21 protein-coding genes are annotated in these 25894 nt (G+C 42.3%); 18 read left to right on the forward strand and 3 right to left on the reverse strand.

Going from position 1 to position 25894, the window contains the following annotated elements; all coding sequences use genetic code 11:
* The first annotated feature begins 237 nt into the window (after positions 1-237).
* From B4G94_RS27805 to B4G94_RS27815, 3 genes are read left to right on the forward strand one after another with little or no spacing between them, the layout of a single operon-like run.
* Positions 238-1464, forward strand: a complete 1227-nt coding sequence (locus tag B4G94_RS27805; protein ID WP_286863376.1) for a TlpA family protein disulfide reductase — start codon at positions 238-240, stop codon at positions 1462-1464.
* Entirely contained in the window at positions 1461-4652 is a 3192-nt protein-coding gene (locus B4G94_RS27810) for a SusC/RagA family TonB-linked outer membrane protein (protein ID WP_286863377.1), read from the forward strand. Before B4G94_RS27805 ends, B4G94_RS27810 begins: the two co-directional genes overlap by 4 nt.
* Before the next feature lie 5 nt (positions 4653-4657).
* Positions 4658-6016, forward strand: coding sequence for a RagB/SusD family nutrient uptake outer membrane protein (locus B4G94_RS27815; protein WP_286863378.1), 1359 nt, complete (start codon positions 4658-4660; stop codon positions 6014-6016).
* A gap of 9 nt (positions 6017-6025) precedes the next feature.
* On the opposite strand, the gene B4G94_RS27820 is transcribed toward B4G94_RS27815, so the two are convergent.
* Both B4G94_RS27820 and B4G94_RS27825 read right to left on the reverse strand, forming a co-directional pair.
* Complete coding sequence (locus tag B4G94_RS27820) at positions 6026-6361, reverse strand: hypothetical protein (RefSeq protein ID WP_286863379.1); 336 nt, start codon at positions 6359-6361, stop codon at positions 6026-6028.
* Between the two features lie 198 nt (positions 6362-6559).
* Positions 6560-7144, reverse strand: coding sequence for a Crp/Fnr family transcriptional regulator (locus B4G94_RS27825; protein WP_286863380.1), 585 nt, complete (start codon positions 7142-7144; stop codon positions 6560-6562).
* Between the two features lie 353 nt (positions 7145-7497).
* Between B4G94_RS27825 and B4G94_RS27830 the strand changes: the two genes are divergently transcribed.
* From B4G94_RS27830 to B4G94_RS27855, 6 genes are all read left to right on the forward strand, one after another.
* Positions 7498-7665, forward strand: coding sequence for a hypothetical protein (locus B4G94_RS27830; RefSeq protein ID WP_286863381.1), 168 nt, complete (start codon positions 7498-7500; stop codon positions 7663-7665).
* Positions 7666-7745: 80 nt separating this feature from the next.
* Positions 7746-8786 (forward strand): hypothetical protein, encoded by a 1041-nt coding sequence (locus B4G94_RS27835; RefSeq protein ID WP_286863382.1) that lies wholly within the window; start codon positions 7746-7748, stop codon positions 8784-8786.
* A gap of 72 nt (positions 8787-8858) precedes the next feature.
* Positions 8859-9914: a sensor histidine kinase gene (locus B4G94_RS27840; RefSeq protein WP_286863383.1), complete on the forward strand. Its 1056-nt coding sequence runs from the start codon at positions 8859-8861 to the stop codon at positions 9912-9914.
* Complete coding sequence (locus B4G94_RS27845; protein ID WP_286863384.1) at positions 9914-10696, forward strand: LytR/AlgR family response regulator transcription factor; 783 nt, start codon at positions 9914-9916, stop codon at positions 10694-10696. Before B4G94_RS27840 ends, B4G94_RS27845 begins: the two co-directional genes overlap by 1 nt.
* Complete coding sequence (locus B4G94_RS27850; RefSeq protein ID WP_286863385.1) at positions 10665-11255, forward strand: hypothetical protein; 591 nt, start codon at positions 10665-10667, stop codon at positions 11253-11255. Before B4G94_RS27845 ends, B4G94_RS27850 begins: the two co-directional genes overlap by 32 nt.
* A gap of 169 nt (positions 11256-11424) precedes the next feature.
* The gene (locus tag B4G94_RS27855; protein WP_286863386.1) at positions 11425-11745 is read left to right on the forward strand and encodes a hypothetical protein; all 321 of its coding nucleotides are present in this window, start codon (positions 11425-11427) and stop codon (positions 11743-11745) included.
* A gap of 152 nt (positions 11746-11897) precedes the next feature.
* Here B4G94_RS27855 and B4G94_RS27860 read toward each other — a convergent pair whose 3' ends face one another.
* Positions 11898-12110: a hypothetical protein gene (locus B4G94_RS27860; protein ID WP_286863387.1), complete on the reverse strand. Its 213-nt coding sequence runs from the start codon at positions 12108-12110 to the stop codon at positions 11898-11900.
* A 133-nt stretch (positions 12111-12243) separates the two neighbouring features.
* Here B4G94_RS27860 and B4G94_RS27865 point away from each other — a divergent pair, with 133 nt between their 5' ends.
* The 9 genes from B4G94_RS27865 to B4G94_RS27905 all read left to right on the forward strand — a co-directional run bounded on the left by B4G94_RS27865 (position 12244) and on the right by B4G94_RS27905 (position 25890).
* Positions 12244-12465: a hypothetical protein gene (locus B4G94_RS27865; RefSeq protein WP_286863388.1), complete on the forward strand. Its 222-nt coding sequence runs from the start codon at positions 12244-12246 to the stop codon at positions 12463-12465.
* 304 nt (positions 12466-12769) lie between these two features.
* The gene (locus B4G94_RS27870; RefSeq protein ID WP_286863389.1) at positions 12770-13204 is read left to right on the forward strand and encodes a fibronectin type III domain-containing protein; all 435 of its coding nucleotides are present in this window, start codon (positions 12770-12772) and stop codon (positions 13202-13204) included.
* Positions 13205-13275: 71 nt separating this feature from the next.
* A complete protein-coding gene (locus tag B4G94_RS27875; RefSeq protein ID WP_286863390.1) occupies positions 13276-13758 on the forward strand; it encodes a DUF5675 family protein in 483 nt (160 codons plus the stop codon).
* Between the two features lie 98 nt (positions 13759-13856).
* Positions 13857-14054, forward strand: coding sequence for a hypothetical protein (locus B4G94_RS27880; RefSeq protein ID WP_121125300.1), 198 nt, complete (start codon positions 13857-13859; stop codon positions 14052-14054).
* Complete coding sequence (locus B4G94_RS27885) at positions 14041-14211, forward strand: hypothetical protein (protein WP_286863391.1); 171 nt, start codon at positions 14041-14043, stop codon at positions 14209-14211. Before B4G94_RS27880 ends, B4G94_RS27885 begins: the two co-directional genes overlap by 14 nt.
* Before the next feature lie 532 nt (positions 14212-14743).
* Positions 14744-15625 carry a hypothetical protein gene (locus tag B4G94_RS27890; RefSeq protein ID WP_286863392.1) on the forward strand — a complete coding sequence of 294 codons (882 nt, stop codon included), beginning with the start codon at positions 14744-14746 and terminating at the stop codon, positions 15623-15625.
* 349 nt (positions 15626-15974) lie between these two features.
* Complete coding sequence (locus B4G94_RS27895) at positions 15975-16421, forward strand: hypothetical protein (protein ID WP_286863393.1); 447 nt, start codon at positions 15975-15977, stop codon at positions 16419-16421.
* Positions 16422-16436: 15 nt separating this feature from the next.
* Positions 16437-21941, forward strand: coding sequence for a DUF5977 domain-containing protein (locus tag B4G94_RS27900; protein ID WP_286863394.1), 5505 nt, complete (start codon positions 16437-16439; stop codon positions 21939-21941).
* Between the two features lie 43 nt (positions 21942-21984).
* Positions 21985-25890, forward strand: coding sequence for an RHS repeat domain-containing protein (locus tag B4G94_RS27905; RefSeq protein ID WP_286863396.1), 3906 nt, complete (start codon positions 21985-21987; stop codon positions 25888-25890).
* Positions 25891-25894: the final 4 nt, after the last annotated feature.

Raw genomic sequence — 25894 nt, forward strand, 5'->3', positions numbered from 1 at the left:
AGTGAAATACCACTCAAACGTGTCTGGCTCTCCAATTAATCAATTTATTATTTACGTGACCTGAGCCAGGCTTGGGAAAGGTAGCATCCGATCATGGTCGGATAGGGAAGATATTGTGCTGAGGTCACTCCTTTAAACACCTAAAAAATGAACGTTTTTTTTAGGGCGGGAGAGCTCTTGCCCAATTTCAGCATAAAATTACTATATAGTGCCCTACTATCTGTCCTATGTTTTTCTATGTTTAGTTTATCAGCCCAGACGCCCCGCAAGGACAGCGGGGCCGGTGGGCTAAATCACATCACTGCCTTAAAGATAGGGGATACCATTCCCGAAGCTTTGTGGAATAGACCACTACAGGTAGTTAACCATCCGTCAGGTAAAGATGAGATTACCCTAAATGACTATCGGGACAAAAAACTGATCATCCTGGATTTTTGGGCGACCTGGTGCGGTAGCTGCATATCCGGCATGGCCAAAGTAAAGGAAATACAAAGGGCATTGAACAATGATTTTGCCGTTTTGCCAATCACCGATCAGCATAGTAAAGAGGTAACTGATGCTTTTGACAGAATAGAATTGCTTAAACAGAGCAACTTTGGATCAATCGTAGAAGATAGCCTGTTTGCAAACTACTTCCCACATCGGATGATACCCCATACAGTATGGCTGGCGCCCTCTGGAAAGATCCTGGCCATAACGGATGGTAAAGATGTTGAAGAAAAAAGTATTCTTCAAGCTATTCAAGGTAACGTAGATGGCCTAAAGCAGAAAAAGGATGTCCTGAACTTTGACAGTGATTCTTCCATATTCTTTAGAAATGTCTACGGTATCGATCAGGAAATACGGACTCAGAGTGCTTTTTCTGATAATCTGCCCGGATTGCCCGCTGTCAGTGGGATTAGAAGAAAGCCGGGGGCCACTCGTATCTATGGCATCAACCAGTCGCTATTGCTGCTTTACGGACTGGCATATCCTGAGTTGGCTTCGTTCGGATCAGCAAGGATAGACTGTAGTGCTGCCCTTGTTGAGAAATATTTTCCTGCTGCGGGTAAAGGTAACGAGGATAAGTTGTTTTCCTACGAACTGTTGACCAGAGGGATGTCGTTGGAAAAACAACGAAAAAAAATAGTACAGGACCTTGACTTTTTCTTTCGGGTGAAGACAGGTTTCGTAAAAAAGAAAAAGAAATGTCTTGTTCTTACGGATATTTCAAGTAATAGCAATCAGCCAAGGAATGAGAGTGAGGAAACTATTTCCATCGAAAGATTTCGGGGCGATATTGAATATGCACGGGGTATTCCCACAATAAATGAAAGTAAAAGGAGTTCGATACCCTCGGAGCTAAAAAAATGGATTGGAGCTGATCTCTCAGGTCTAAATAAACAACTTTCCGATTATAGTTTGGCGCTTACGCCAGCTGTTCGTGAAATTGAAGTTTTTCAGATAAAGGAGGATCTACGATGAAAACACTGATTATATCACTTTTTGGACTGCTTTGTAGTATAAGATGTGCTGCCCAGTTGCAGGTAACAGGAAAAGTGGTCGATGCGGGCAAAAAGAAAGGGCTGCCTGGGGTGACTGTCCGTTCAGGTTTCATAGACGCGGTGTCGGATCAAAATGGCCATTTTCAGATCAACCTAAAGCAAGCGGATACACTGGTTTTTAGCAATGTGGGATACCGGACAAAAAAACTATTTGTTTCTTCTGCCCAATTACTGACAATAGCGCTTGAAGCTAACGAATTTGTATTGCAGGAGGTCGCGGTGTCCACAGGCTATCAGTCTCTTTCCAAAGAAAGATCGGTGGGCAGTTTTGAGGTATTGGACAAAGACCTGCTCAACCGTCAGGTCTCAACCAATATCCTGGACCGCCTGGATGGTACCGTGGCCTCGGTACTGGTAGACAAACGGGGAATTTCTGGAGGAAACCGTCTCTCTGTGCGTGGATTCAGCACGATTCATGCGAATGCCAGCCCGCTTATCGTGGTGGATAACTTTCCATTTGATGGGGATATCAATAATATAAATCCCAATGAGATAGACAATGTTGTCGTCTTGAAGGATGCTGCAGCATCTTCCATATGGGGGGCAAGGGCCAGTAATGGTGTTATTGTGATAACCACAAGAAAAGGCAAGTTAAATATGCCTTGGCAGATAAATATGAATGCTGTACTGACAGTGGGCGAGAAGCCTAACCTCTATTATGCTAAGCCCATGAACGCAAATTCAATGGTTGATGTGGAGTCATTTCTGTTTGAAAAAGGGTATTTTAAAAATCAGGAAACAAGCTCCAGCAAACCGGTATTGTCTCCCATTGTGGAGCTGTTGATCAAGAAAAGGGATTATCCAGAGCTTGCAGGGCAGGTGGATCAAGAAATCGACCGGCTGCGAAATAATGATATCAGAAGAGACTTTCTGAAATATATTTACAGAAATAGTGTTAATCAGCAGTATGCGCTAGGCCTTAGGGGTGGAACAGATCGGTCAACGACTGTATTTGGCGTGGGATATGACAAGAATATCGGGAACCTTGACCACTCGTTCTCACGGATGAGCCTTCGTTTCAATAATTCCTATACGCCTGTCAAAGATCTGACCCTGGATGTCGGATTGAATTATACTTTTTCTAAAAGTAAGCGCCCAAAAGATGGAATTGAGAATACTTATTTTTCATCAGGTAAAAAATTGTTACCCTATATGCAATTGGTAGAAAGCAATGGTGTAGGGATCATCGTGGACAAGGATTACCGAAATACGTTGAAAGAGAAAGCATTTAACGAAGGTCTGCTGGACTGGTCGTACAATCCCCTGGCGGAGGCTGGGATGCGCAACGACATCAATACAACTAGGCATCTTTTAATAAATGCTGGTGCTGCATACCGATTTTTGGGGCACTTTGAGATCAGCGCAAAATATCAGCAGGAAACACAGCTGGACGCTTTTAAAAATCTCCAGTCTGAAGATTCCTATTATGTACGTAATCTGGTGAATCGGTACACAAGCATTGATCCTGTAACACGGCAGCAGAACAGGGCGATCCCTATCGGTAATATTCTTGATCTAACCAACGGTACACTCAGTGGTAAAACACTGCGGGGGCAACTTGATTACCGCAATGCATGGGCACAATCGGATCTGAACTTTCTTGTGGGACTGGAATATAAGCAGCGCACCATTACAGGGAATTCCATGCGCCAATATGGATATGCTGACAACAACTTAACTTTTACCCCCGTGGACATGACCAGGCAGTTTCCGCTTTATACCGGTGGTACCAGCTTGATCCCAGATAATACGGATTACACTGAACTAACGGACAGGCTCCGTTCTTATTATGCAAATATGGGGTATACCTATGCTGGCCGATATACATTGAATGCAAGTGTAAGGCAGGACGGATCTAACCTCTTTGGTGTGAGGTCCAACCAGAAGCTTGTCCCGCTATGGTCTGCGGGGCTCGGCTGGACAATAAGCAACGAACCATTTTATCACAATGCATTTATCAATTATCTAAAGCTTAGACTAACCTATGGGGTGAATGGAAATATGGACAATTCGTTGGCTGCTTATACTTCTATACGCTACATCGGGAACAATGAACTTGTAAATGCCCCTTATGCAAATATCATGAATCCGCCGAATCCTGACCTCAGGTGGGAGAAAACGGGAATGTTGAATATTGGTGTGGATTTCAGGGGTAGTACCGAAAGATTTGGTGGAAGTATCGAATATTATCGGAAAAATGGGCGGGATCTTTTGGGTTTTATGTTGCTTGACCAGACTACTGGAGCCTTGAACCCGAGCACGGGCAGCTATAAGCAAAAAGTGAATTCTGCAGAAATGCTCGGTAAGGGAATTGATATTAATCTGTATACCCAAAATATAAAAGATCGATTAACATGGCGTACAGATTACCTATTGAGCTGGACGGAAAGCAAGGTTACCCGATACTTGAACCCCATTACAGACCTACGTGCCTATGTGACCGATGGTAATACAATTCAACCGATCGTCGGAAAACCGATATGTGCAGTGGTAAGCTATCGTTGGGCAGGTCTGGATTCAGAAACTGGTGATCCCATGGGCTACTTGAATGGAGAAGTTAGTAAGGATTATCTCAATATGCTGCGTAAGACTGAGCCCGAAGAACTCGATTTTCATGGCGCAGCTCTGCCGACAGTATTTGGAGCAGTGCGCAACACGTGGAGTTGGAAAGGGATTACACTTTCCGCTAACCTTACCTATAGATTGGGCTATTATTTCCTCAGAAAGTCGGTAGACTATGGTGAGTTGTTTCAGAGCTATGTTGGTCATGCGGATTTTGAAAAAAGATGGCAGGCTTCAGGGGATGAGAAGTATACAGATATCCCTTCAATGGTGTATCCCAATAATGCAAATAGAAACAGTTTTTATCGGAGTTCAAGCGCTTTGGTCGAAAAGGGCGACCATATACGCCTTCAGGATATCAATATTTCCTACAGGGTTTTATTAACAAGGAAAAAAGGAAGAATGTTCAGCGCGCTGAGTCCTTATCTCTATGTGAATAATGTCGGTATACTTTGGCGTGCAAATGGGCATAAACTCGATCCGGATTATATTGTCGGCTATCCCAGTCCTAGGATTTTTTCGGTTGGATTTAGATTGGAACCTTAATAGATATGAAAAAAATATTTTTTTTGATCACATGTACACTGGTGTGTATAGTGATTTTTATGGGAAGCTGTTCAGATAGTTTCCTGGATATGGAACCCAATAAAAAAATTGTTGTTCCCTCTACCCTTGAAGATGTACGTTCGCTGTTGAACAACAATAGTCGGATGAATATGAATTATACTGGTACTCAAGAAGTCATTACAGATGATTATTTTCTTACAGATGATGGATACGGTGTAGTAGCAACGATGACAACTGGCCTTTCCTATATTTGGGAGACGGATGTACTAATCTCTGAAATTAACGATTGGTCTGTGAGCTACGCGAATGTGTTTTATTGTAATGTTGCGCTCGAAACTCTTGAGCTCATTAAAAAAGATGAAACTGATATTGGCGAGTGGAATAACCTCAAGGGGCAGGCATTGTTTTTTCGGAGCTTGAATTTTTATAGTTTGATACAGCTATTTGCAAAACCATTTAGGGTGGGAGCGGAAGGGACTGATCCCGGTATCGTGCTCAAACTATCAGCCGATATCAATGAAAAGGTGAAAAGGGCGACTGTAAAAGAATGTTATGACCAGATCTTAGCCGATCTGACCGAAGCAAGTCAGCTGTTGTCCAAAAATCAAAAATATAAAACCTTGCCTGACGAATGTGCTGCCCATGCTTTGTTGGCAAGGATATATCTTAGCATTGCCGACTATAGAAATGCAATGGATCATGCCCAGAAAGCATTGGGCATGACGGAAGGTTTAATGGATTATAACGAACTTTCCTCTGCTTCGCTGTATCCGTTTGACCGTTTTAACCAAGAGGTGATTTTTCATTGTACAACCTTTGACCAGCCTAAGAGTCTCTCTAGGGTGTCGCCAGATTTATATGCAATGTATGCTTCTTCCGATCTCCGGCGATCGTTACTTTACGATGTTAGTACCGCACCGTTAGCTTTTAGTTTTAAAGGAAGCTATGATGGTGACCTGGGATATTTTGTCGGAATGGCAGCGGATGAACTCTGTCTGATCATTGCAGAATGTTACGCCCGTAGTAATGAGCTTGAAAAGGCAACCTATATGTTGAACGATCTTTTGAAGAAAAGGTGGGACAATTCGATGGAATTTATTCCAATTGAAAATAGGGGTAATATTTTGGATCTTATATTGGACGAACGCCGTAAAGAACTCCCGTTCAGAGGGGTGAGGTGGTCTGACCTAAGGCGGTATGTGCTTGAGGGAAGGTCTATTGGAAAGATCGTAAGGACTATTAAAGGTAAAACATACGAACTGAAACCTGAAAGGATCAGTTCGTATGTTTTGAAGATTCCATATCAGGTTATTATAAATAACGGTATGGAACAGAATGAGTAGCAAACTGTTTTATAGTCTCCTGTTTTGGAATTCGACCACAGTGTCCATATCTGGCTGATCAGGATTTGTAGCTGATGGCTGTGCTTTGATCTTACACCTTATATCATTTCCACTTAGACAATTTTGTCCCGTAGAAGGGTTAGAGGAAAGATGATAATTTCCGGGAAGATCATAGTCCGCGGGATTGGTAGAGGAGCTGGTATAATCGAACCATTGTTCGGTAATTACTTTCTTCTCTACCTTTTTTTCTACATCCTTTTCCATGGCGTCTACTGCGAAAACAACGCCGAATACTACTAAAAATGCTGATACACCAGCAATTAGTTTTGATTTTAAAGTTTTCATAACTTTTGTTTTAAATTGTTGATATTTTTGTTGCGCATATCGGTTTTGCCTCACAGTATGCTATCGAGGGATCCTGTATAATGATCGGCCAGCTTCCTGGAAACCAGCCGTCTGGGTGATTCCTGTTATCCGTATTGTTACTACAAATTTAAATCAGCCATCTTTCCTAAACTTGTACGATTCGTACAACATGTCAATTTATTTTATTCTTTTTTCGAGGTAACGTTTTGCTCTATAGTATGCCGTATTGTTGGCGATTCCCAAAAATGCTTTTTTCTGGTCCACGGTCAACAGTTTGATCAGCTGCGGACGGTACAGGTATAGGTCATGGAGCCGTTCCTCCGCCCGCAGGGCGTGAATGGTATGCTGATGGCGGACAGCATGGTTTAGCTTGTGCTGGGTAAGGATATGGTAAATGGCTTTTAAACCCGGGAATGTTTCGACCATGTCCTGAAAGTATTGATTGCGGATCTCAAAGAGTGTCGTATCCCGAAGGAAATGTACCGCGACAGGCTCGCTCGACTTGGAAAATAGATGCTTGGTGCCGGTAAAATAGGCTCCGGGCTCGCAGATCCGCTCAATAACAAGCTGATCGGCTGAATTGATATGTTCCTTGGAGACAAGCCCCTCCAGGACAAAGCACCATTTCTCGATGGGTTCGTATTCCTGTTTAAAAAAATCACCCTTTCGGTACTGGCGTATCCTGCCAAAATGCTGCAGGAGTTCCTTTGGTTCGTCATTCAGTGTATGGTACTTTTCAAAGTAGGTAAACATTCTTTTCATTGCATTAAGGTTGTATGTATTGCTGGGGTCCCAATTTTTTCTGATACGGCACTTCGCTATTCAATAGCGACAAAGGGGGCTAATAAAATGATCTTTTGTTTTTTGCACAAGTGACAGGGGAGACAGTTCATTCGGAGGACCATGTTAAGAGGAATGGAACTGTCCCTAAAAGCAGTAAAAAAGCGTGACATAGGTGCTATTTTTCTGGAAAATTTGCCATTCACCCCGAGGAGAATGTCGTAGTTTTTTATTTCATCCATTTTTTTGCATTCCTGCTTATGTTCGCATTGTAGATCTATCAACAACGTCGCTGCGCAGCGCTATTTTTTTAACTAATCGTAATCTACAGAACAATGAAAGAAGAAGTAAATGTTCATGAACCACAACAATGGGAAAAGCTGGTGAAAAATGTATTGTCGCGAGAGACACTGACAGCCGGCAATGCAATGACCCTCGTCGCAATGACCGTATTGAAAACTGATATCTGCGATGTCGTCTTGCCCGGACTGGATATGTTTTAAACAAGTGCCGCGCATTTTCCGGTAGCCTGACTGCTGATCAGGCTGCCGGAAAATATGGACAACTAATATAGGAGTATCTTATGAAGTGTATAAAATTGTATACTGAAAAACTGGAGCATATCAAAAAGCAACTGAAAGAGACAAACGGGACAGTGGAGTCTGTAAATGCCTATGCATATTTCAGCGCCAATCTAAAGCACTTTATGCCTTTGCTGGATTGGGACAGACACTGGCAGCTGTATCTTCAGTTTCGTGAAAACAATGCGTTAAACGCCTTGGATGTGCTATTTATGGACGGGGAATTTCCGCTGCCGATAACTGGTTGGGGATATTTAAGCGCTAAACTGCTGAGACGGCATGGCATTATCTGTACATTTCATTTTGGGGCATATCAATTGATCAATTATTTGCTGCTGCGTGACAAAATTAAATTTGCCCTGCTGGTGGGGGACGAGGTACGGTCCACTTGGGATTCACGTTATCCCAACTTGATGAAACAGATGCAGCTGGGGGAAAAGGAAGGTCGCTTTAAATTGCTCAATGCGGGTGAAGCGGCTGCGCTCAAAGAGATTTACAGATTGGTGCGGGCCGGCTATCAACTCGTGATTTATGCGGATGGGCTTACAGGAACGGGGACTGCAAGTGCCAAAAATCTTGTGGAGATCACCTTTTTGGGGCAGCATATTTACGTGCCGGGCGGGGTAGCCGCTTTGGCCCATCGGCTTCAATGTCCGATCTACCCGTTGCTGGCATTGAGAAAAGAAGGGGAAATCGTGCTGCGGAGCAGAGACGCTATTTCAGCTCCAGTCGGTATGCCGCGTCCTGATTTTGTGCGAACGACCACGACAGCACTATTTGGTTTTCTAGCTACATTTTTGATGCATGCGCCACAACAATGGACGGTATGGACACAGCTGCAACGGTTGCTCCTCCCTGAGCGGGGGCTTATCTATGTGGATGAAATCAATAATGATGTACAAGGTCAGGATCGGCAGCGGTATGGGCTGATCCATCGGGATAGGGGCGACAGTAGATATTTTTTATTGGATAAAAGGAATTATCATATATATGCATTGAAGCAACAAGAGTATGTCAATTTATTTAATCAATGGTGTAAATAAATTTTTACTTAATTATTAAGGTAGTTTTTATTGTGTTTCAATTGTGTTTGATATATTGTGGTTTCACAATATATGATGGACTCAATTATATTCACAAGGGAGAGCCTGCATGTGCAGGCACGGGTATGGCCTGTCTATATCGTACTCTCGTTACTGATCAATTATCATTTACAGCAATGTACATTGGATTATGTTTCTGTGCTGATAAAACTAGGTATACTGCTTGTATTTTTTAATCTCTCGTTATTGCTTATGTATAGGTTTTACCTGAGATCGCTGCCATGGTATAAAATATTGATTTTTATCAGTGTGGTCTGGCTCCTGATCGAACTGGTCAATTGGTTTGCGTTTGACGTATTCCCTTTTTTGGGGCTTTTCGAAGTTAGCACGGACCGACTGGCGGAGCGGGACAGGCTGTATTGGCAGATCGCCAATCAGGTACTGAGCATGATGATGATGGTAACGGCGCTTGTACTGCAGGTATTTTATAAAAAGTCCACGGCAGATTATCGTGCGGAAAGTGAGTTGAGACACCGGCTCGAACTGGAAGCAAAAGACCTGCAACTGAAACAAATGATGGGACAGATCTTTCCGCACCTGACATTTAATGTGCTGAATGATATCAAAGAGGAATGCAAAGATGTTGCGCCCGGCGCTGCCCGTCAGATGCAGTATCTGGCAGATCTGCTGCGTTATTGCGTGAAACAGGTTGCCAATGGAAATACGGTGGTGCTGGTGGATAGGGAGATGGAAGCCATAGACTGGTTTCTCAAGATACAGGCACACCGCTTTAAGGATAGTATGGTAGACTATTGTGTGAGCGGCGAGTCGTGGGGACAGAAGGTGCCGCCGACTTTATTGCTTGTGCTGCTCGAAAATGCCTTTAAGTATGGCTTAAAAAATAAAAAAGAGGATCCGATCCAGATCCGGCTGGATCTGCTCGATAACCGGCTGGAGTTCTATTGTCGCAATGCAATCGATCGGGGAGCTAGCGCCAAGCCGTCAACCGGACAGGGACTGATCAATTGTGGAGGGAGACTAGCGATGCTATTCCCTGGGAAGCATGTATTTGAGTATGGGCCACAAGGGGATCATTACCACGTGAAATTAATTATTTATCAAAATTGATGGAAAAAAGAATCTTGAAATGTATCGCAGTAGATGACGAGCGGTCGGGATTAAAAGCGCTCTTAGACAAGATCAACGCCCGCAATGACCTGCATCTGGTCTGGTGGGGAACGGATCCGACACTCGTGGTGCAAAAGGTCGAGGAGCATCAGGCTGATCTATTATTTGTAGATATGCAAATGGAAAAACTGCACGGACTTGAACTGATCGAACAGCTGGACGGCAAGCTGGATATCATCTGCTGTTCGGCTTATGATAATTATGGCCCCAAGTTATCGCCATACGATAGTATACGATTTTATCTGGAAAAGCCTTATGATAATGAGCTCTTTGACCGGGCTGTTGACCGGGTGTTTGAAAAGCTGGAATTAAAGAAAAAAGCGACGAATGGGCAGTTACTGCAGCGCTTTCCGAAGCTAACGGATGAGTTTAGCCTGATCCTGCCGGGGAAAGAGAATAAAATGAAACTGTGCTTTGAAGAGATGGATATGTTCGTGCCCAAGAGTGACAGTGAGCAGGTGGAGCTGTATTCAGGCAATAAAAGAATCGTGCTCAATATGACTTTAAGTGCGCTAAATAAGGCATTGCCGCCCGAGTTTTTTATCCAGGTGCATCGCGACTGTATTTTGTTGAAGCGGAATATACTATGTCTTAGGCGCGGAAATGTGCTGGAGCTGCGCGGGATAATGGGGCGTACCGAACAGCAGGTGGGCCGAACCTATGTAAAGAAAGTGAAAAATATGTTTAAAAATGAGCGGAAACAATTTAAAAGTGACGTTTAAAGGCAATATACAGGCCGCGATAGGGGCGCTGCAAGAAGATTGCGCGACGCTCGAACGAGGGGATCTGGCTGCCGATTGCAGGATGCAAGCGCTGATCCAGCTTGAAAAGAGCTGTACAGACTTGTGTATTTTATTAAAGGAATTTGCAGGCTACCAGTCCGATTTGCTATTGGGTCGCTCGGAACTGCAGTCTCTTCTGGCGACTTCGGCCTTGAGTGAAGAAGCTAGGCAGATCTGGATGGCTGATCAGTTGGCGTTTTATAAGGTATGGATCGCAAATGTAGGGTTTCAGCTCGCTGGTCTAAAAGAAACCTGTACATTAAAGATTGCCTCGAGGGAGTTATTGCTGCTAATGCGGCTGCTAAAGGATATGGAACTGGTCGAGCAGGGCTCACTGAAACAGATGTTGACCTTTGTTTGTACATCATTTCGCACGGTCAACCAAGAGCATCTTTCGTACGAGAGCCTGCGAAAAAAATATAGCGATCTGGACCGGAGCAGTATTTTGAAAGTACGGAAATTGTTGACAAATATGAGCGAGAGGCTCAGCACTTATTAATAGCTGTGCTGATAGAACGGATCGTTCTTCGAACACGATAGGCAGCGATAGCGCGTTAACAGAAGTTTTGCGTTGCGGTAACCAATTATATAGCCACCAGATTATTATTGTCCCTGCTAATATGGGGATACGATTGATATGACCATAAATTATCTAATTGAAATTGTATATGAGAAACAGAAGTGAAGCGATCTATCAGACGCTATTGGCCATGTTGAGCCTATTACAAGAGCGCAAGGCTGCGCAAAATGCAGTGGAACCCACAGAGGAAGAATCCACAGAAATACAGCAGGTAAAGACTTACACTGAGGAGGAGCTCATGACCATAAGAGAAGCTTACCTCGAGCTTAAGATCAGCCGCAACACCCTGGACGCACTGCGGCGGCAGAAGAAATTGACGAGCATATTTAAAAAACGGAATGTACGGCTCATAAGGGCTGAAGTGGAAGATGCCAAGAAATGGTACTGCCTGATCAAGGGTAAATCGTGACGGTCCGATATTTGGTTCTGCCGGGCCGCAATCTCTTCCGATCCGTGTGATTTCCTGTCACACCACCAAGCAATTCTATAACCCGTCGACAATGTTTACTTGCCTGCCCAGGCAAAATCAATGTTCACCGTCGCACTAGCTATTCCATTTGATTAATTTTCTTCCTCCCTTTGTAGAATTGCTTGCTCTTTTCTTTTAAAGTCATTGAAGGCCGAAACAATTGTTGCGATATACCGCGGTTTGTCTTGCTCCGTATACGCAATCTCATTCGTGGCAAACGTGTTTGCCGGCACGCAGCAACTGTCTGCTTCGGCAATGATAACAATCGCTTCGATTACCAACGTATATTCTTTTAAGCTATTCACATTTCGTAGTACCTCATTTGCATCTTCTTGTGACTGTGACCATAATCCTTTGGGCGCTGACCCGATCTGGTTCGTCTGGCTCCTGTTTGTACCTGCGGTTCATTGGTTTTAAAAAACGTCCGAAGAAAATGCGTTGAGCGCGCAAGTGTTTACCGGGACGCCCGGAGTGTATGTGTTGCGCACGGCTGCTTTGTTGGTCTGGGAACAAGTGATTTCGTCCCGGGTAAAAGTAAATGCGAAATGGCGGACTTTGCCAAAGTTTGCCAGGCAGACAGATCAGCGTTTGCCCAAGTTGGCCCATCCTTGCCCAAAAGATCGCTTTTTGGGCTTTTCTCCTACCACCTTTGAATCATGAAAACACGACGATCCATAAGGCATTGGGTACCCCCTTAGTAAGACAGGCGTATTCCAAAACAGAACGTAAAATTTTTATTCATGATTTATAAGACAACAAAATGAGAAAAGAAAAAGTAATCAGCAATTATTCGGGCTGGTCTGACTATGCGTTATCGACACTGGCTGGCCGCATTTTAAAAGCCATGCAGGAAACAACGGCACAAGCGAATTTCCCACAGCCAAATCCGGCAATCACGGTTCTGGAACCGCTGGTCAACGACTATATCACCAAGCATGAGATCGCCAGCCGCCGTGGAAGCGCATTGGAGATCAGTCAAAAGAACGAGAGCCGTGACGCGCTGTTGAATGCGCTCCGTACATTGGCACATTATGTCAATGAAGTCGCCAACGGTCAGCTCTCGCTGCTGCTGAGTACCGGGATGGTTCTGGCATCACAACCCAGCAGCACGCAGACCCCCACAATGGTAGAGAAAGTACAGTTGCGCGACGGTCGCCTCAGTGGACAGCTACGTCTCGATTTTACGCCCGTTAAGGCAGCCTGGGAATACGAGGTGGAAATTGGCACGATGGCAAGTACGGGAGAGATCACCTGGAATAAGGTCATTCTGACGACCTCCTCACGTGGGAATGTGCTATCAGAAATGGAACCCGGAGTACGCTATTGCGTGCGCATACGTACGCGCAACGGGAAGGGAACGGGGGATTGGTGCGAACCAGTTTCGCTGATTGCACGGTAATCGGACCGGGATGGAATCAGCGCCTGCCTGACGGGCGCTGACTTCCTTTTGTCAAACTTGAACAAAAACTTATGAAATCAATTGTAAACGTTAAACGCGTGAAAAAAGGAGAAAACAGCACCCTTTCCGAAATCTATATCAACGGTGAATTTTTCTGTTATGGACTGGAGGATTCCGTGCGTGATTATAAGATCAAGGGCAGTACAGCGATCCCTGCGGGTAGCTATAAATTGGGGCTCAACAGGTATGGTGCCATGAATGCGCGGTATAAGAGACTGTTCCCAGAATTGCACAAAGGCATGATCGAGATCCTTTCAATTCCCGACTTCTCCTATGTCTACATCCATATCGGTAACAATTTTGGCGATACTGCCGGCTGTCTATTGGTGGGCTATACGATGAAATACATCAAGGATACCAGAGAATACGAAATCTATCAGTCGAAGAAAGCGTACAAAGCTTTGTATAAACGATTGCTGGGCCTGATGGCGCAGGGCGAAGTCTGGTTACAGATCTGTCAGCCGGATTTGTGTGTTAAGCGGTTGACAGGATAAATAGACCATAGCTCGAAGACCAGGACAATCGTTCGGAGAAAGATGGGGGACATAATAGGCTAAATATTTAGTATTAACAGCTTATAGAAAACTAAATAATGAAGAAAATAATCAATAAAATCGGTCGGGCACTGCAGGTGATCCTGTTGGCTCCGGTTAAGTTGCCGGGAAAGGCAATGGATATTTTAAAATATCTCGCTATTGGTGTAGGTATTGTTGAATCCGTCATTGACGACAAGGAGGAAAGCGAAAAGGACAGGATTGAAGAGGAGGGAGGACCAGATGAAAGTCAATGATATCCGCATAGGTACACTTGGCGGTACGCTATGTTCGCTGTGGGCGAGTATTTCTTTTGGCGATATCCTACAAACACTACTGACAGCTGCCCTGGGAACATTGGTCAGTTTCGCAACAAGCCAACTGCTCGGAAGATGGTCCAAACGGAAAAAGTAAATATGAAAGCACCTTCGGGTGCTTTTTTGTTTATTTGGACTTGCATCATGCAGCTATAGGATATAGATATCGTTAGGATGTTTATTGAAGTCTATAGTAGGGAAATAGTTAACAAAAAATTATTATGATATCTGTTCGAAAATTTATTATCTTTAATTGAGCTTAAGTTAATGCGATTAGCCGAAAGATGAAAAGTAATTAAGCTCAATTAGTAATGCCGTATCCTGTCAATCATTGATCATCTTTTTAGTCAGAGTTGTTTATTGTAGCCGATAAATTTATTCGTGATTTCTTTGTTATTTACTTCTTTAAAGTAACAGAAGAAGGTGATAGATTCAATGAATAAAAAAGTAGAAGAAAATTGAGCCCCGGCGCAAACAGATGGTTCTTCAAAGATCGGAATACATTCTTATAATTCAAATATGAACGGAATTTTGCTGTTATATATCAATTAATAATAAAAACACAAATGAGTATACGAGCAGAATCCCAAAACGAATAATCTATTTATTAACCTAATTATATTTAAACCATGATGAATCGTTATTTTATTGTTTTGTTGACAATGTTGGTTTCGCTACAGGTTCAAGCCCAACATTTTTTTGAGAAGTCCTTCAATATCGCTTTTGGGTCAACGGCAAAAATGGTGAGCTATATTAATGTGCCAACAGGTAATCCAATTGCGGGAAATATTGAAATACAATTGACAGGTAGCTATAATACCCAACTGAATAGAGGTGTATTGACCAAGCGTATAGATATCGTATATGGGGGTACTCCGCAGGCATATTTAAGTCAGAGTAGTGAAATTGTTGCCGCAAGTGAGCCTCTGGCCGGACAATGGACAATAGGTGAATTTGATGCGGTAAACTCAAGAATTCCCATTTACCATCTGGTTTCGACTTCCAATATTTTGTCCGTTAAGGTTAAATTTCATGTGTTACAAACGGCTTTTATTGAGACTCTTGCTACCGGCCTCACCGTATCGACTCCGGTGTCAGAAGAAAATTCGGAAGTACGTTCTTTCAGAAGTTTTACGGAGAGCCGTATTGGTATCGGAACCAAAAGTCCGGAACATAAATTGGATATTGTTGGCACAGCACGTGCACATAGCATTCTTGTCAATACGCAAAAAACTGCAGATTTTGTGTTTGAACCTGATTATGATCTTCCAAGCTTAGATTCTATAAAAACGTTCGTACAGGAAAATAAACACCTTCCGGGAATTCCGAGCGCAAAACAAATGGAGCAGAATGGTATTAATGTCGGTGATCTGCAGATAGATTTACTACAGAAGATCGAGGAGATGACGTTACAGATGATCCAGTTGAACGATACCGTAGTAAAACAATCAGAACAGATCAGGACGCAGGCCAATCAGATAAAATTGCTACAGAAAAGAAACAAAAGATAAAGGTCAATTGGAAATATCATATCTGAAAATCTGTAGATGCTCAAACTAAAAATTGCATGCTGTCGGTGGTCGTTATACCGCGAAAAAAAGATGGGTTTTAAAATAATGTGATATTGGAAGAAATGATGCATTTTCTTTCATATGGAAAGTGTGTTGGTTAAGTGAAAATTTATTGCAAATATTTTTGCATATTATTTGGTTAAATTCTTATATTTAATTAAGCTTAAATTAATGGAACTGGCCAAGTAATGAAAAGTATTTAAGCCTATTTTCTAATGCCGTATCTATTGTATTTATAGTTATACTCTGTTAACTTTCTTATTTAACCATTTTTAAATTAATCAAAATCATGAAGAGTAACCTATTTTTATGGGGGGGAGTCATCCTCTGTTTATGTGCAAGTATCTACCAATTTGTATTTGATAAACAAAAGATTGGTTATATTGAATCTAGCCGTATTTATCAGGAGTATAATTCATATCATGATCGAGATTTACTGGCTCAATTGCCTCGAGGGCAATATGGCTCCTATGTACAACTTTTTTCATCTGGTATAGACAGCAAGATCAAAGTCCTGACAGCCTCTGGAAAATCACATAATGCAAGTATGGTGAGCTACCAGCCGACATATAATATGGGGCGGAGCAAAGAACTATTGGCGGTCTTCGATGACAATATTCCAATCACGGAAGATGTCGAACTGCATATTGAAGAATTCGGAATGAACCTTGGAATACTTAAATTCAAGTTTACTTCTGATCAGTTAAATTACAACCCTTATATCGACCATGTTTAATAAACTATCTTTCTTATGGGAATTATCGTTACACTAAATAGACAAGCAAAAAGGATCGCTATCTTTCTTACTATTTTCATTATTTTCGAAATTTTGAGCCCAGGTATCGCGGTTGCTCTGACAGCAGGGCCAACGGCTCCCGAAGCGTCAAGTTTTGAGCCAGTGGACACGACAGATATGGTCAATCCACTGACTGGAAGTCTTACCTATAATGTTCCCTTATTGGAGGTTCCAGGACCGGAAGGGGGGTACCCATTATCTCTGTCCTACCATGCTGGTATACGCCCTGACGTTGAAGCATCCTGGGTGGGCTTGGGATGGACGCTTAATCCTGGAGCAATCAATCGAAATGTAGCTGGTTTACCAGATGATTATAGTGAAGTGAGCCTCAAAAGGAGAGATTATTGGTCCGGCGGAAGTCGTAAAGAATATGGGCTAAATGTTGGTTTTGCAAGTACTGTCAACGTCGGATTGGTATTCTCCTCGGATACATATCAAGGTTTCGGTGTCGGCGCTAGCGTGGGTTACGGTTTTAATATGGGGCCTATTAGTACTGGTATAGATGTTGGTATTGGTCCTTACGGTGGTGTTTATACAGGGATGAGTGTTTCCACAGGGAGAGCGGTCGCTAAGGGGATTGGTTTGTCAACTGGTCTTAGTATAAACACAAATTTCGAGAGTGTAAGTGTGGGAGGAGGTGTTTCATTAGCCAAATCAAATGGCGGCGATAAGGTATCGACCAGCCTCTTGTCCGCATCAATGAGTAGCTCGTCTAATAAACCAAGTTTATCTATTATGGGTTCTACTGGATCCGTAATGAATAAAAATGCAGGAAAGATTAGTACCAATAGCTCAGGTTTTGGGTTAACCATCCCCCTGGGCGTAATAAGTGTAGGGTTGTCCTTCAAAAATACACGTTATTGGAGCGATGAAACATCTCTGGTCTACTCTTCGGGAAGTTTATATGCCCCGATATTTTCCGAAAATACCGATTATTCCTATTGGAATGATTATAATTATGACAATTATAGACTTTTACCTGATAATATCAATATAGCTGATAATCCGGAGGACTTTCAAATGTTGGGAGGCACTTTACCTGAATACGATAATTATTCCATTTCCGGACAAGGAGTAGGAGGACAGATTCGTCCATTCCTATATCAACGTTCTTTACATTTGCAAAATAGCCAGTCAGGAGCAAGCTTTAGTAAAGCTACTGCAACAAACTCCTTTATAAAACAAGGAGTTGGATTTAGATTTGTGAACGATTTTTCTAATTCTTTTGATCAAGGGATGGACGATGTAGCTATGCAGTTGGGCGTGCTGCGTGGACGCACTATTTTACCCTTTAGCATGGGGGGGAATATAGACAATCGTTTGGGGAATGAGATCATAGGTTCAAAACATATTAAATACTTTACAAACGCGGAAATTTCCAGTGGCGCTGCTAAATCGAAAGGATTTATCGATGTTGGCACGACAGCCAAGGGGTTTAAGAGATTGGTAAATGGTGGTGTCATCGGTTATAATACCACCGTCAGCAAAGGAGCTAGCCAAATCGGTGGATTTATGGTGACCAATGAATCAGGAGTGACCTATCATTATGCTTTACCTGTTTATTCATATAGTGAATACTCTTATAATTATATAAACAACGCAACAGAAGGATTTAAATTTTCAGCAACTACACGAGATGAACCCTACGCTTATACTTGGTTATTGACCGCAGTAACAGGGCCAGATTACGTAGATCGGAACGGAAATGGATTGGTTGACGCAGCAGATTGGGGGTATTGGACAGCGATGGATTATGGTATGTGGACCGATAATTATTTGTGGCGCACGCCCGCAGAAGGGAAAGATCGTGATTTAGACCAAAATTATCAAATGTACAGTTTCGGTTATAAACAACTATATTACCTGAATAAAATACGGACCAGGACACATACAGCTATTTTTGAAAAAGATGTCCGACTGGACGGTAAGGGAACTGGAGCAAATTTTTTCGGCAAAGATGAGTATAATAACGGCGGATTTAGTTCTCATTCAGCCCAGTCATTAAAACTTTCTAGAATATATCTGTTAAATAATTCCGATGCTAATTTGGTTAATGAGCAAAGTTCGGGAGATATAAAATATTCATATAATGGTCTGTTTTCGAATGTGCTTGATTTTGGTGATGTCAATGAAGTCGGACGATCTTTATTGGAAAGTAAAGCCATTCGTATCATTGATTTCGGACATGACAATAGCCTGGTCAAGAATACTCCCAATAGTTTTAGGATAGACCAACCTACTGTAAAATATGGCAAATTAACCTTGACAGGTATTCAATTTAAAGGAAAAGGTGGAGCGAATCTCCTCCCGCAAACTGTATTTTCCTACGATGAACCAAATAATGCTATATTCGACGCTACTGTAGTTGCAAATAATCAATTTACCACTGTTTCCACGATTTCAATGGAAGTTGGAACTATGGTCGAGCATGCGGAGGATAACTCCATTTATTATGGTATGATCACAGCCGTAACAAATGGAGGAAAGGGAAAGGTTTATACTGTGGCAAATGGAACTGGGTTCGGGGAAAATCCTATTGCCTTAAAACTTCGCCGAACGAAAAATCCCGAGTACTGCAAAGATTGTCAAGATGTTTGGGGATACTATAAGGGCGATATTGATAAAACTTTGCTTGGATTAAATGATGATTTGGCAAAACGCGTCACCGCTACATCTGCCAAAGGAACTGACGCCTGGAATTTAAGGTCTATAAGTTCGCCTACAGGTAGTAGTATTGAACTCAATTACGAGAGCAATGAGTTTAAGAAAGCTGTTTTTGAACGAAACGTTTCCATTCCAATGAGGTCTTTCAGAAGATTAGATAATCGAAGATTTGCAATTGATCTCCCGTTGGATGTAAAGATCTTTGAAGAAAAATATACTGTAGGAAGCGTCATTAACGGTTTTTTTGTAGGAAAAATATTGTCATTTCCAGTGGCGCCTATTTATTCAAACTCAGGGAGCCCTACATGTTATTATGAAGGTCGTGATGTCAGTGCGACCAATAGTATCATAATTCGATTTACGGGTGATGTACCCTCTATGTATGCCGGTAATATCAGGCTTCCGCTTGATCCTTTGATCAATTACGGTGGCGGTGTACGTATAAAAACAATTGGTATTAAAACAGTCGATAATACCACTTATCAAACTGAGTATCAATACAGGGTGAATAATTCCTCCACTGGTCTGACCTCTTATCTACCTTATAATATTGAAACAGGAGATTTTTCAGGAACTTCAAATGAGCAATATAAGACGATGTACAAACAGCTCCTGAACAGAGGGGTTCAGGATATCCTTAAATACGCACGTGAAATACCGGGACCGGGAGTGATGTATGAATCTGTCCGTATCCAGAACAAGGTTATTTTACCAAATGGTGATTCCCAAAAAGAAGGTTATACAGAAAATAGGTATAGGGTTATGGACGAGCGTATGATCAAACGGGCGATCTTACAAGATCAGGATGGTGGAGAACATAATGTACATGCCGTAAATCTTCGAATTAGTGATTTTACTACCAATATCGGAGACCTCAAAGGTATTAAATATTTCGATGCAGATGGTAAACTCATTAAAGAAACAAAGAATGAGTATTTATATGATCAAACCGAAAGGGCAGTACCGTCAAATGACATCCGTGATTACTATAAGACGGAGTTGAAAAATAAGTTTAATCTGCAAGGTTTCATAAATGAGCGATTTGCAGAAGCACGATATAATACGGCTAAGGATGGTTCCAACGTTATAATGACTGCCCGAGAACAATACCCTTCTATTTTACTATCATCAACGATTAATGACTATGTCAATAACTCCTCCGAAACTACGAAAAATCTAGGTTTCGATTTCTTGAATGGTCAGCCCGATAGTGTGCTCAAAAAAGATTCTTATGGAAATTACTTTGTGACTGAAACTGGTTTTGCTTATAAACAATATTCTGAGATGAGGAGTAAGCTAATCAACTTAAATAATAAGAATATGTTAAGTCAGGTATACAGTCAGGTGAATTATAAAGTTGATGCTAATAATAATAAGTTAGGGGTCATTAGTGCTTCCAGAACGATCTGGGGAAAAGGAGGCGATGTATTGGGTTTAGACGGAGTTATCATCAAGCAAAATACAGTGACCAATGGTAATATTTGGCGTAAGCAAAGGGAGGAGATTCTCGAAATACCAGATCAATATGGGGTATCGGGGGTGTTACCTATCTCCCAGTTTAGTTTTAGTAGTGGTTACTGGAAGTTAGTAAGCGCCTACAGCCTGTACAATGTATATTCCAAGGCATTGGAAGATTATGACAGAAATAATAATTATTCTGCCAATCGTTACGGCTATAACAATAGTAAGATTGTGGCGGGAGCTAATTTTGCGAAGTATAGTGAAATTGCTTTCAGTGGGGCTGAGGACGAGCTGTTGGGTAAAACGGTATCTGGAGAGGTAACCAAAGGGGGAGGAACAGTTTCATCTAATGCTGCGCATACGGGAAGCAAAAGTCTGTCGGTTCCTGCTAACGCAACAGGATTTGAATATACTGTTCCCGTATCCGGTTTGACAATGGGACGTACTTATGTGGCTAGTGTCTGGGTCAGAAATGTAGCTAATAGTAATTTTGGTCTATACTACAACATTGGCGGAGCCGATATTGTGGCTCCTATTACGTCTGCTACCAGTACGAAGAAGTCTGGAAACTGGACTTTAGTCAATTTGGAGATCAAGGTTACAGGGGGGACAACGCTTAAAGTATTCACTAAAAATACCGGTACTGTTGCAGGATTTGTAGATGATTTTCGTTTTCACCCCAAAAATAGTTCATCTATAGCTTATGTCTATGATGCTTTCTCAGGGCAGCTTACTTATATTTTGGATCATCTCAATCTATTTACGCGATTTGAGTATGATGCAATCGGACGTCTGATAAAAACCTATAGGGAACAGTTTGGTCGTGCACCATATAAGACCAATGAATATCAGATGAACTATGCCTCGAAATCAGCTGATCAAGTGTATTATAATGATGAAATAAGCGGCATATATAGAAAAAATGATTGCGGATACCAATTGGAAGGTTCTACACATTCATATCAAATAGCTGCCGGGGCATTTTCTTCAAAATTTAGCAAAACAGATGCCAATGAAAAAGCCAAAGCAGAATTGGATCGTTTGGGGCAACGAAATGCAAATACGATCGGTATATGCTCCGCCTGTAAAACCTATAAATTTACAGTTGGTCTTGATCCAGAAACAATGTGGATCCGCTATAAAAACTGTGGAGTGAATGCATATTCTATTATGCCTCTTAAATATTTGGGCTCAAATGTAGGCGGTAAACGAGTTTTCACTTTATGTACGGAAGAAGATCCGTACACAGTTGCTTTCGGTTATTCCCAAAATGGAGAATTTTATACAGGATGGAGCGCGGTCAGTTTTGAATCGCTTGGGGCGTGCAATCAATAAATAAGATCGGTATATACTAAACATTCAAAACATGGATTGTAGGATGAAAAAATCACTGAAGACAATTTTGATATCTAAAAGGATCATGTTGCAATTTATACTGCATGTAATTCCTCTTGTTACATTTTCGCAAACTGTCAGCTTGAATCCAATAACTTTACCAGCGAGTGGCACGACCTCATTTGTTGTGGAGTCAGGTCAAACGTATACCGCAACCAGTGGAGTGAGTATAACGCTCAAACCAGGCGTCCATTTTAAGAGTGGGTCAAACGTGGTGCTGCGGATTGACAATGGGGTCTCTGGGCCAGCTGCTCCTAACAATCCTAATGAGAACACGGAGATGAACTGGACATTGTCCCGTTCTTTTGACGCGAGTGGAGCGGTTATTGGAGAGACTAAGTCTTTTTTTGATGACAATGGTAAACTGATTCAAACCCAGACCAGGAATATCCAGGCTGGGCATGTACTGGCGGCACAGCCTCTTTATGATGTGGGGGGTAGGCAGGTAGGGACAACGATGTCTGCTCCGATCAACAATGCTGCATTCAATTATAAGGAAGATTTTGTGCGTGCAACGGGGAATACAGTGTTTAATTATCGCAATTATAGCAGATTTACGAGCACTGCAGGATTGCCGGAAAAGAGCCTCAAACCCGATCCTGTTGATACCACCAGTGGCCTTATCGGCAGCCTAGGCTATTATTACAGCAGCAAGAACCCTTGGGAAAGGCTCCATGATTATACCAATATGCCTTATAGTACATCCGCTGGAGCCAAAAACGGCACTAATGTCCTGTCTGTCTCTGGCGGGGTTGGACAGGTAATGAAATTGGGTGGCGGTCACGAAGTACGCCAGTTCAATGCGCCGGTCCATAAAGAGCTGGACTTTTATAATTTGGTGCGCCGTACCTATTTTCCGGTCTCTGATATCGGGGATACGACATTGAATGTTAACGGACAGAAAATGATGTCTGTAAGTTTTGATGCAGACAATAGAGCTTCCGTTGTCGTGAGCATAGATGGACGTACCGTAATGACGGGACGCAGTGGGAATGACCTGATGTTGACCGGAGTTTTGGCGCTGAATACCTCGGAAACCAATTATTTTGGTATAGTCACCAATCAAAATATCACATTCCCATCTGGTAAGCTAAAGGACTATTTTCGGAGTGAAGCTGAGTCGGTGAATGTTGGGACGAGGGCACTTTTACCGGGACTTTATCAGTTTTCCGATTTTTCGGGGTATAATGAGATTATTTATAAGTTAGGTTTATCCGATGTCACTTTCACATTCTATGATCAACTGGGACGTGTTAAAGCTACTATAGCTCCGGAGGGTGTTAAGAAATTATGGACCAGCGGCGTAGGAAGTTTTGCTACATTGGCCAGTGTTCCATTTGTCAAAACATTCAAATATGATGGCAAAGGCAACCTGACTGAAAGCACGGATCCGGATGCGGGTAAGAGTGAACTCAAATACAGCAGTGATGGTAAGCTGCGCTATTCACAGAACGCACTTCAGAGATCGACCAATAAGTTCAGCTATACAAACTATGATCGTTATGGTCGCAATGTGGAGAGCGGTGAACTGTCCCCTTCGGGTGCGGTTAATTTTGGAAATCTTACAGCTGCCATGCTTGATGCTACCGAAGAAGATCCTAGTAAGTATCCAGCAGGTACAAAATACGATGTGACTGTGGTGACCTATGATACAGCATCGGTAGTACCCACACTTGCAAATTACGTTCAAGATAGCTATTTTCTTTCCGGTAGCGCCGTGGCTACCAAGGCTAAGTATAGTGGAGCGGTGACTCCCGCGAATTTAGTCAGTAAAACCTGGTACAACTACGATGGTGATGGGAATGTGATTTGGACAGTCAAATATGTTGCCGGTCTCGGTTATAAAACAATGGATTATACCTATGATGATCTGGGCAATGTGGTCAAGAGTATTTACCAGAAAAGTACTGCTGTTGAAACCATGGTTCACTATTTTGAATATGATAAAAATAAACGTCTGGTAGCCACTTATACCAATACAACTGACAATGCTACAAGTAAAGTTCTGCATGCTAAATACAGTTATTACCTACATGGCCCGCTTAAGCGCATGGAGCTGGGTGATAAATTACAGGGTATAGATTATGTGTATAGTATTGATGGTAAACTTAAGAGTATTAACAACGCCAATGCAGCAAAAGATCCGGGGATGGACGGTGGGAATGGTTTTGCGCCGGATGTCTTTGGCTTAAACCTAGAATACCATCCGGGAGACTATAACAACAAACAGGTAGGAATACCCAATATCCAGAAGGGAGGAAGTGCCGCAAGCTATAGTGGTCTGATTAACGGAATAAGCTGGTTTTCGAAGAAACCGAGCTCGACGGATGTCGCTGCTGTGATGAACATCTACAGTTATGACGCGGTAGGACAACTGGCCGAAAGCCGCTGGGGGACACCAAATTTTGCTGGCTCTGCATTTGTTTCTGCGGGCGAGTCCAACCGGGAACACGGGCTGACCTATGACAGTCATGGTAATATTAAATCCCTTATCCGCACGGGAACCGGTACTACAGTTTTAGGTAATTATACCTACAATTATCAGGCGAATACCAATAAATTAACATCGGTAAGTAACTACGCTAACTACACCTACGACGCATTGGGGCAGCTAGCTTCACAGGTAAAGGGATCTGCAGGCATGTACCTTGATTATGATGTAACAGGCAAGGTAAGTAAAATCTACAGCGATAATACAAAGCAGACAATAATTCTTAGCTTTGTATACGACGATGACGGCAATCGGGTGATGAAGAAAGATCATCGTACCGGTGCGGTAACTTGGTACAGCTACGATGGAAATGGGACATTGGCCGCAGTCTTTGAGCAGCAGGGAACGGGAGCAATACAGCTAAAGGAACAGCCAATCTATGGATCGGATCGTTTGGGTACCTACTATAGACTGGGAAGCAATTATCAATATACGATTGCTGATCATCTGGGCAATACTAGAGTAGTCATTAACAGGAACAAGACTCCAGGGGGAGCGGCTGATATTGTTTACTATGCAGATTACTATCCTTTTGGTATGGAAGTACGTTCTGGAGGTATTGAGAACAGATATGGTTATCAGGGATTGTACGCTGAGAAGGACAAGGAGACCGGCTGGAACAATTTTGAGCTACGTAATTATGATGCTGCGATAGGAAGATGGTTGACAACAGATCCTTATGGACAATATGACTCGCCTTATGTAGGTATGGGGAATAATCCGGTGAGTGGTTTTGATATCGATGGAGGGTGGAGTGATGGAGATCCTCCAATAAAAAAAGTATTTACTAATGCTTATAACAGACTTGAGGAAGTAGTTGTAAATGGCTATAAGAGTGTGAATAACTTTTATAAACAAAATAGTGCGCAAATTAACGGTGTTTGGAATGCAATGGCGGATGTGCAATTTAGTGCCATACCCGGTTTTTCACAGTTTGAAGATAGTTTTCATCATTTTACAGGACATTACATTGTGCCAAGATTTGACGAAGCAAAAATTGATCAAACATCTTATTGGATAGCTACAGCTGGGTTCGCTATTCTTGATCGAAGCCCAAATGGGAAAGTAAATGCTTTAAAGAAAAGCACGAAGGTCATAAGTCATCTCAAAAAGATATTACCAAGTTGGAAGAAAATGTCTGTAGATGTAGAACATGTTTTATCAGGTCATGTTAAAGGAGGAAGCCGAGTGAGTCCATTGAAAACATTATTTCCTGAAACGATGTCAAAGGAAACTGTAATTAAAACAATAAGAGATGCATATAAAAATGTTCACACTAAGCTTGAAACACAGGGAGATCGTATGTTATTAAGAGGTACGGCTTCAAACGGTTTGGAGATAGAGATGTGGATTAATAAGGCAACAAAAATTATTGAAACAGGTTATCCCGTTTACTAAAGTG

The organism is Sphingobacterium sp. UBA7625 (genome assembly GCF_002484085.1).
GTDB classification, from domain to species: Bacteria; Bacteroidota; Bacteroidia; order Sphingobacteriales; family Sphingobacteriaceae; genus Sphingobacterium; species Sphingobacterium athyrii.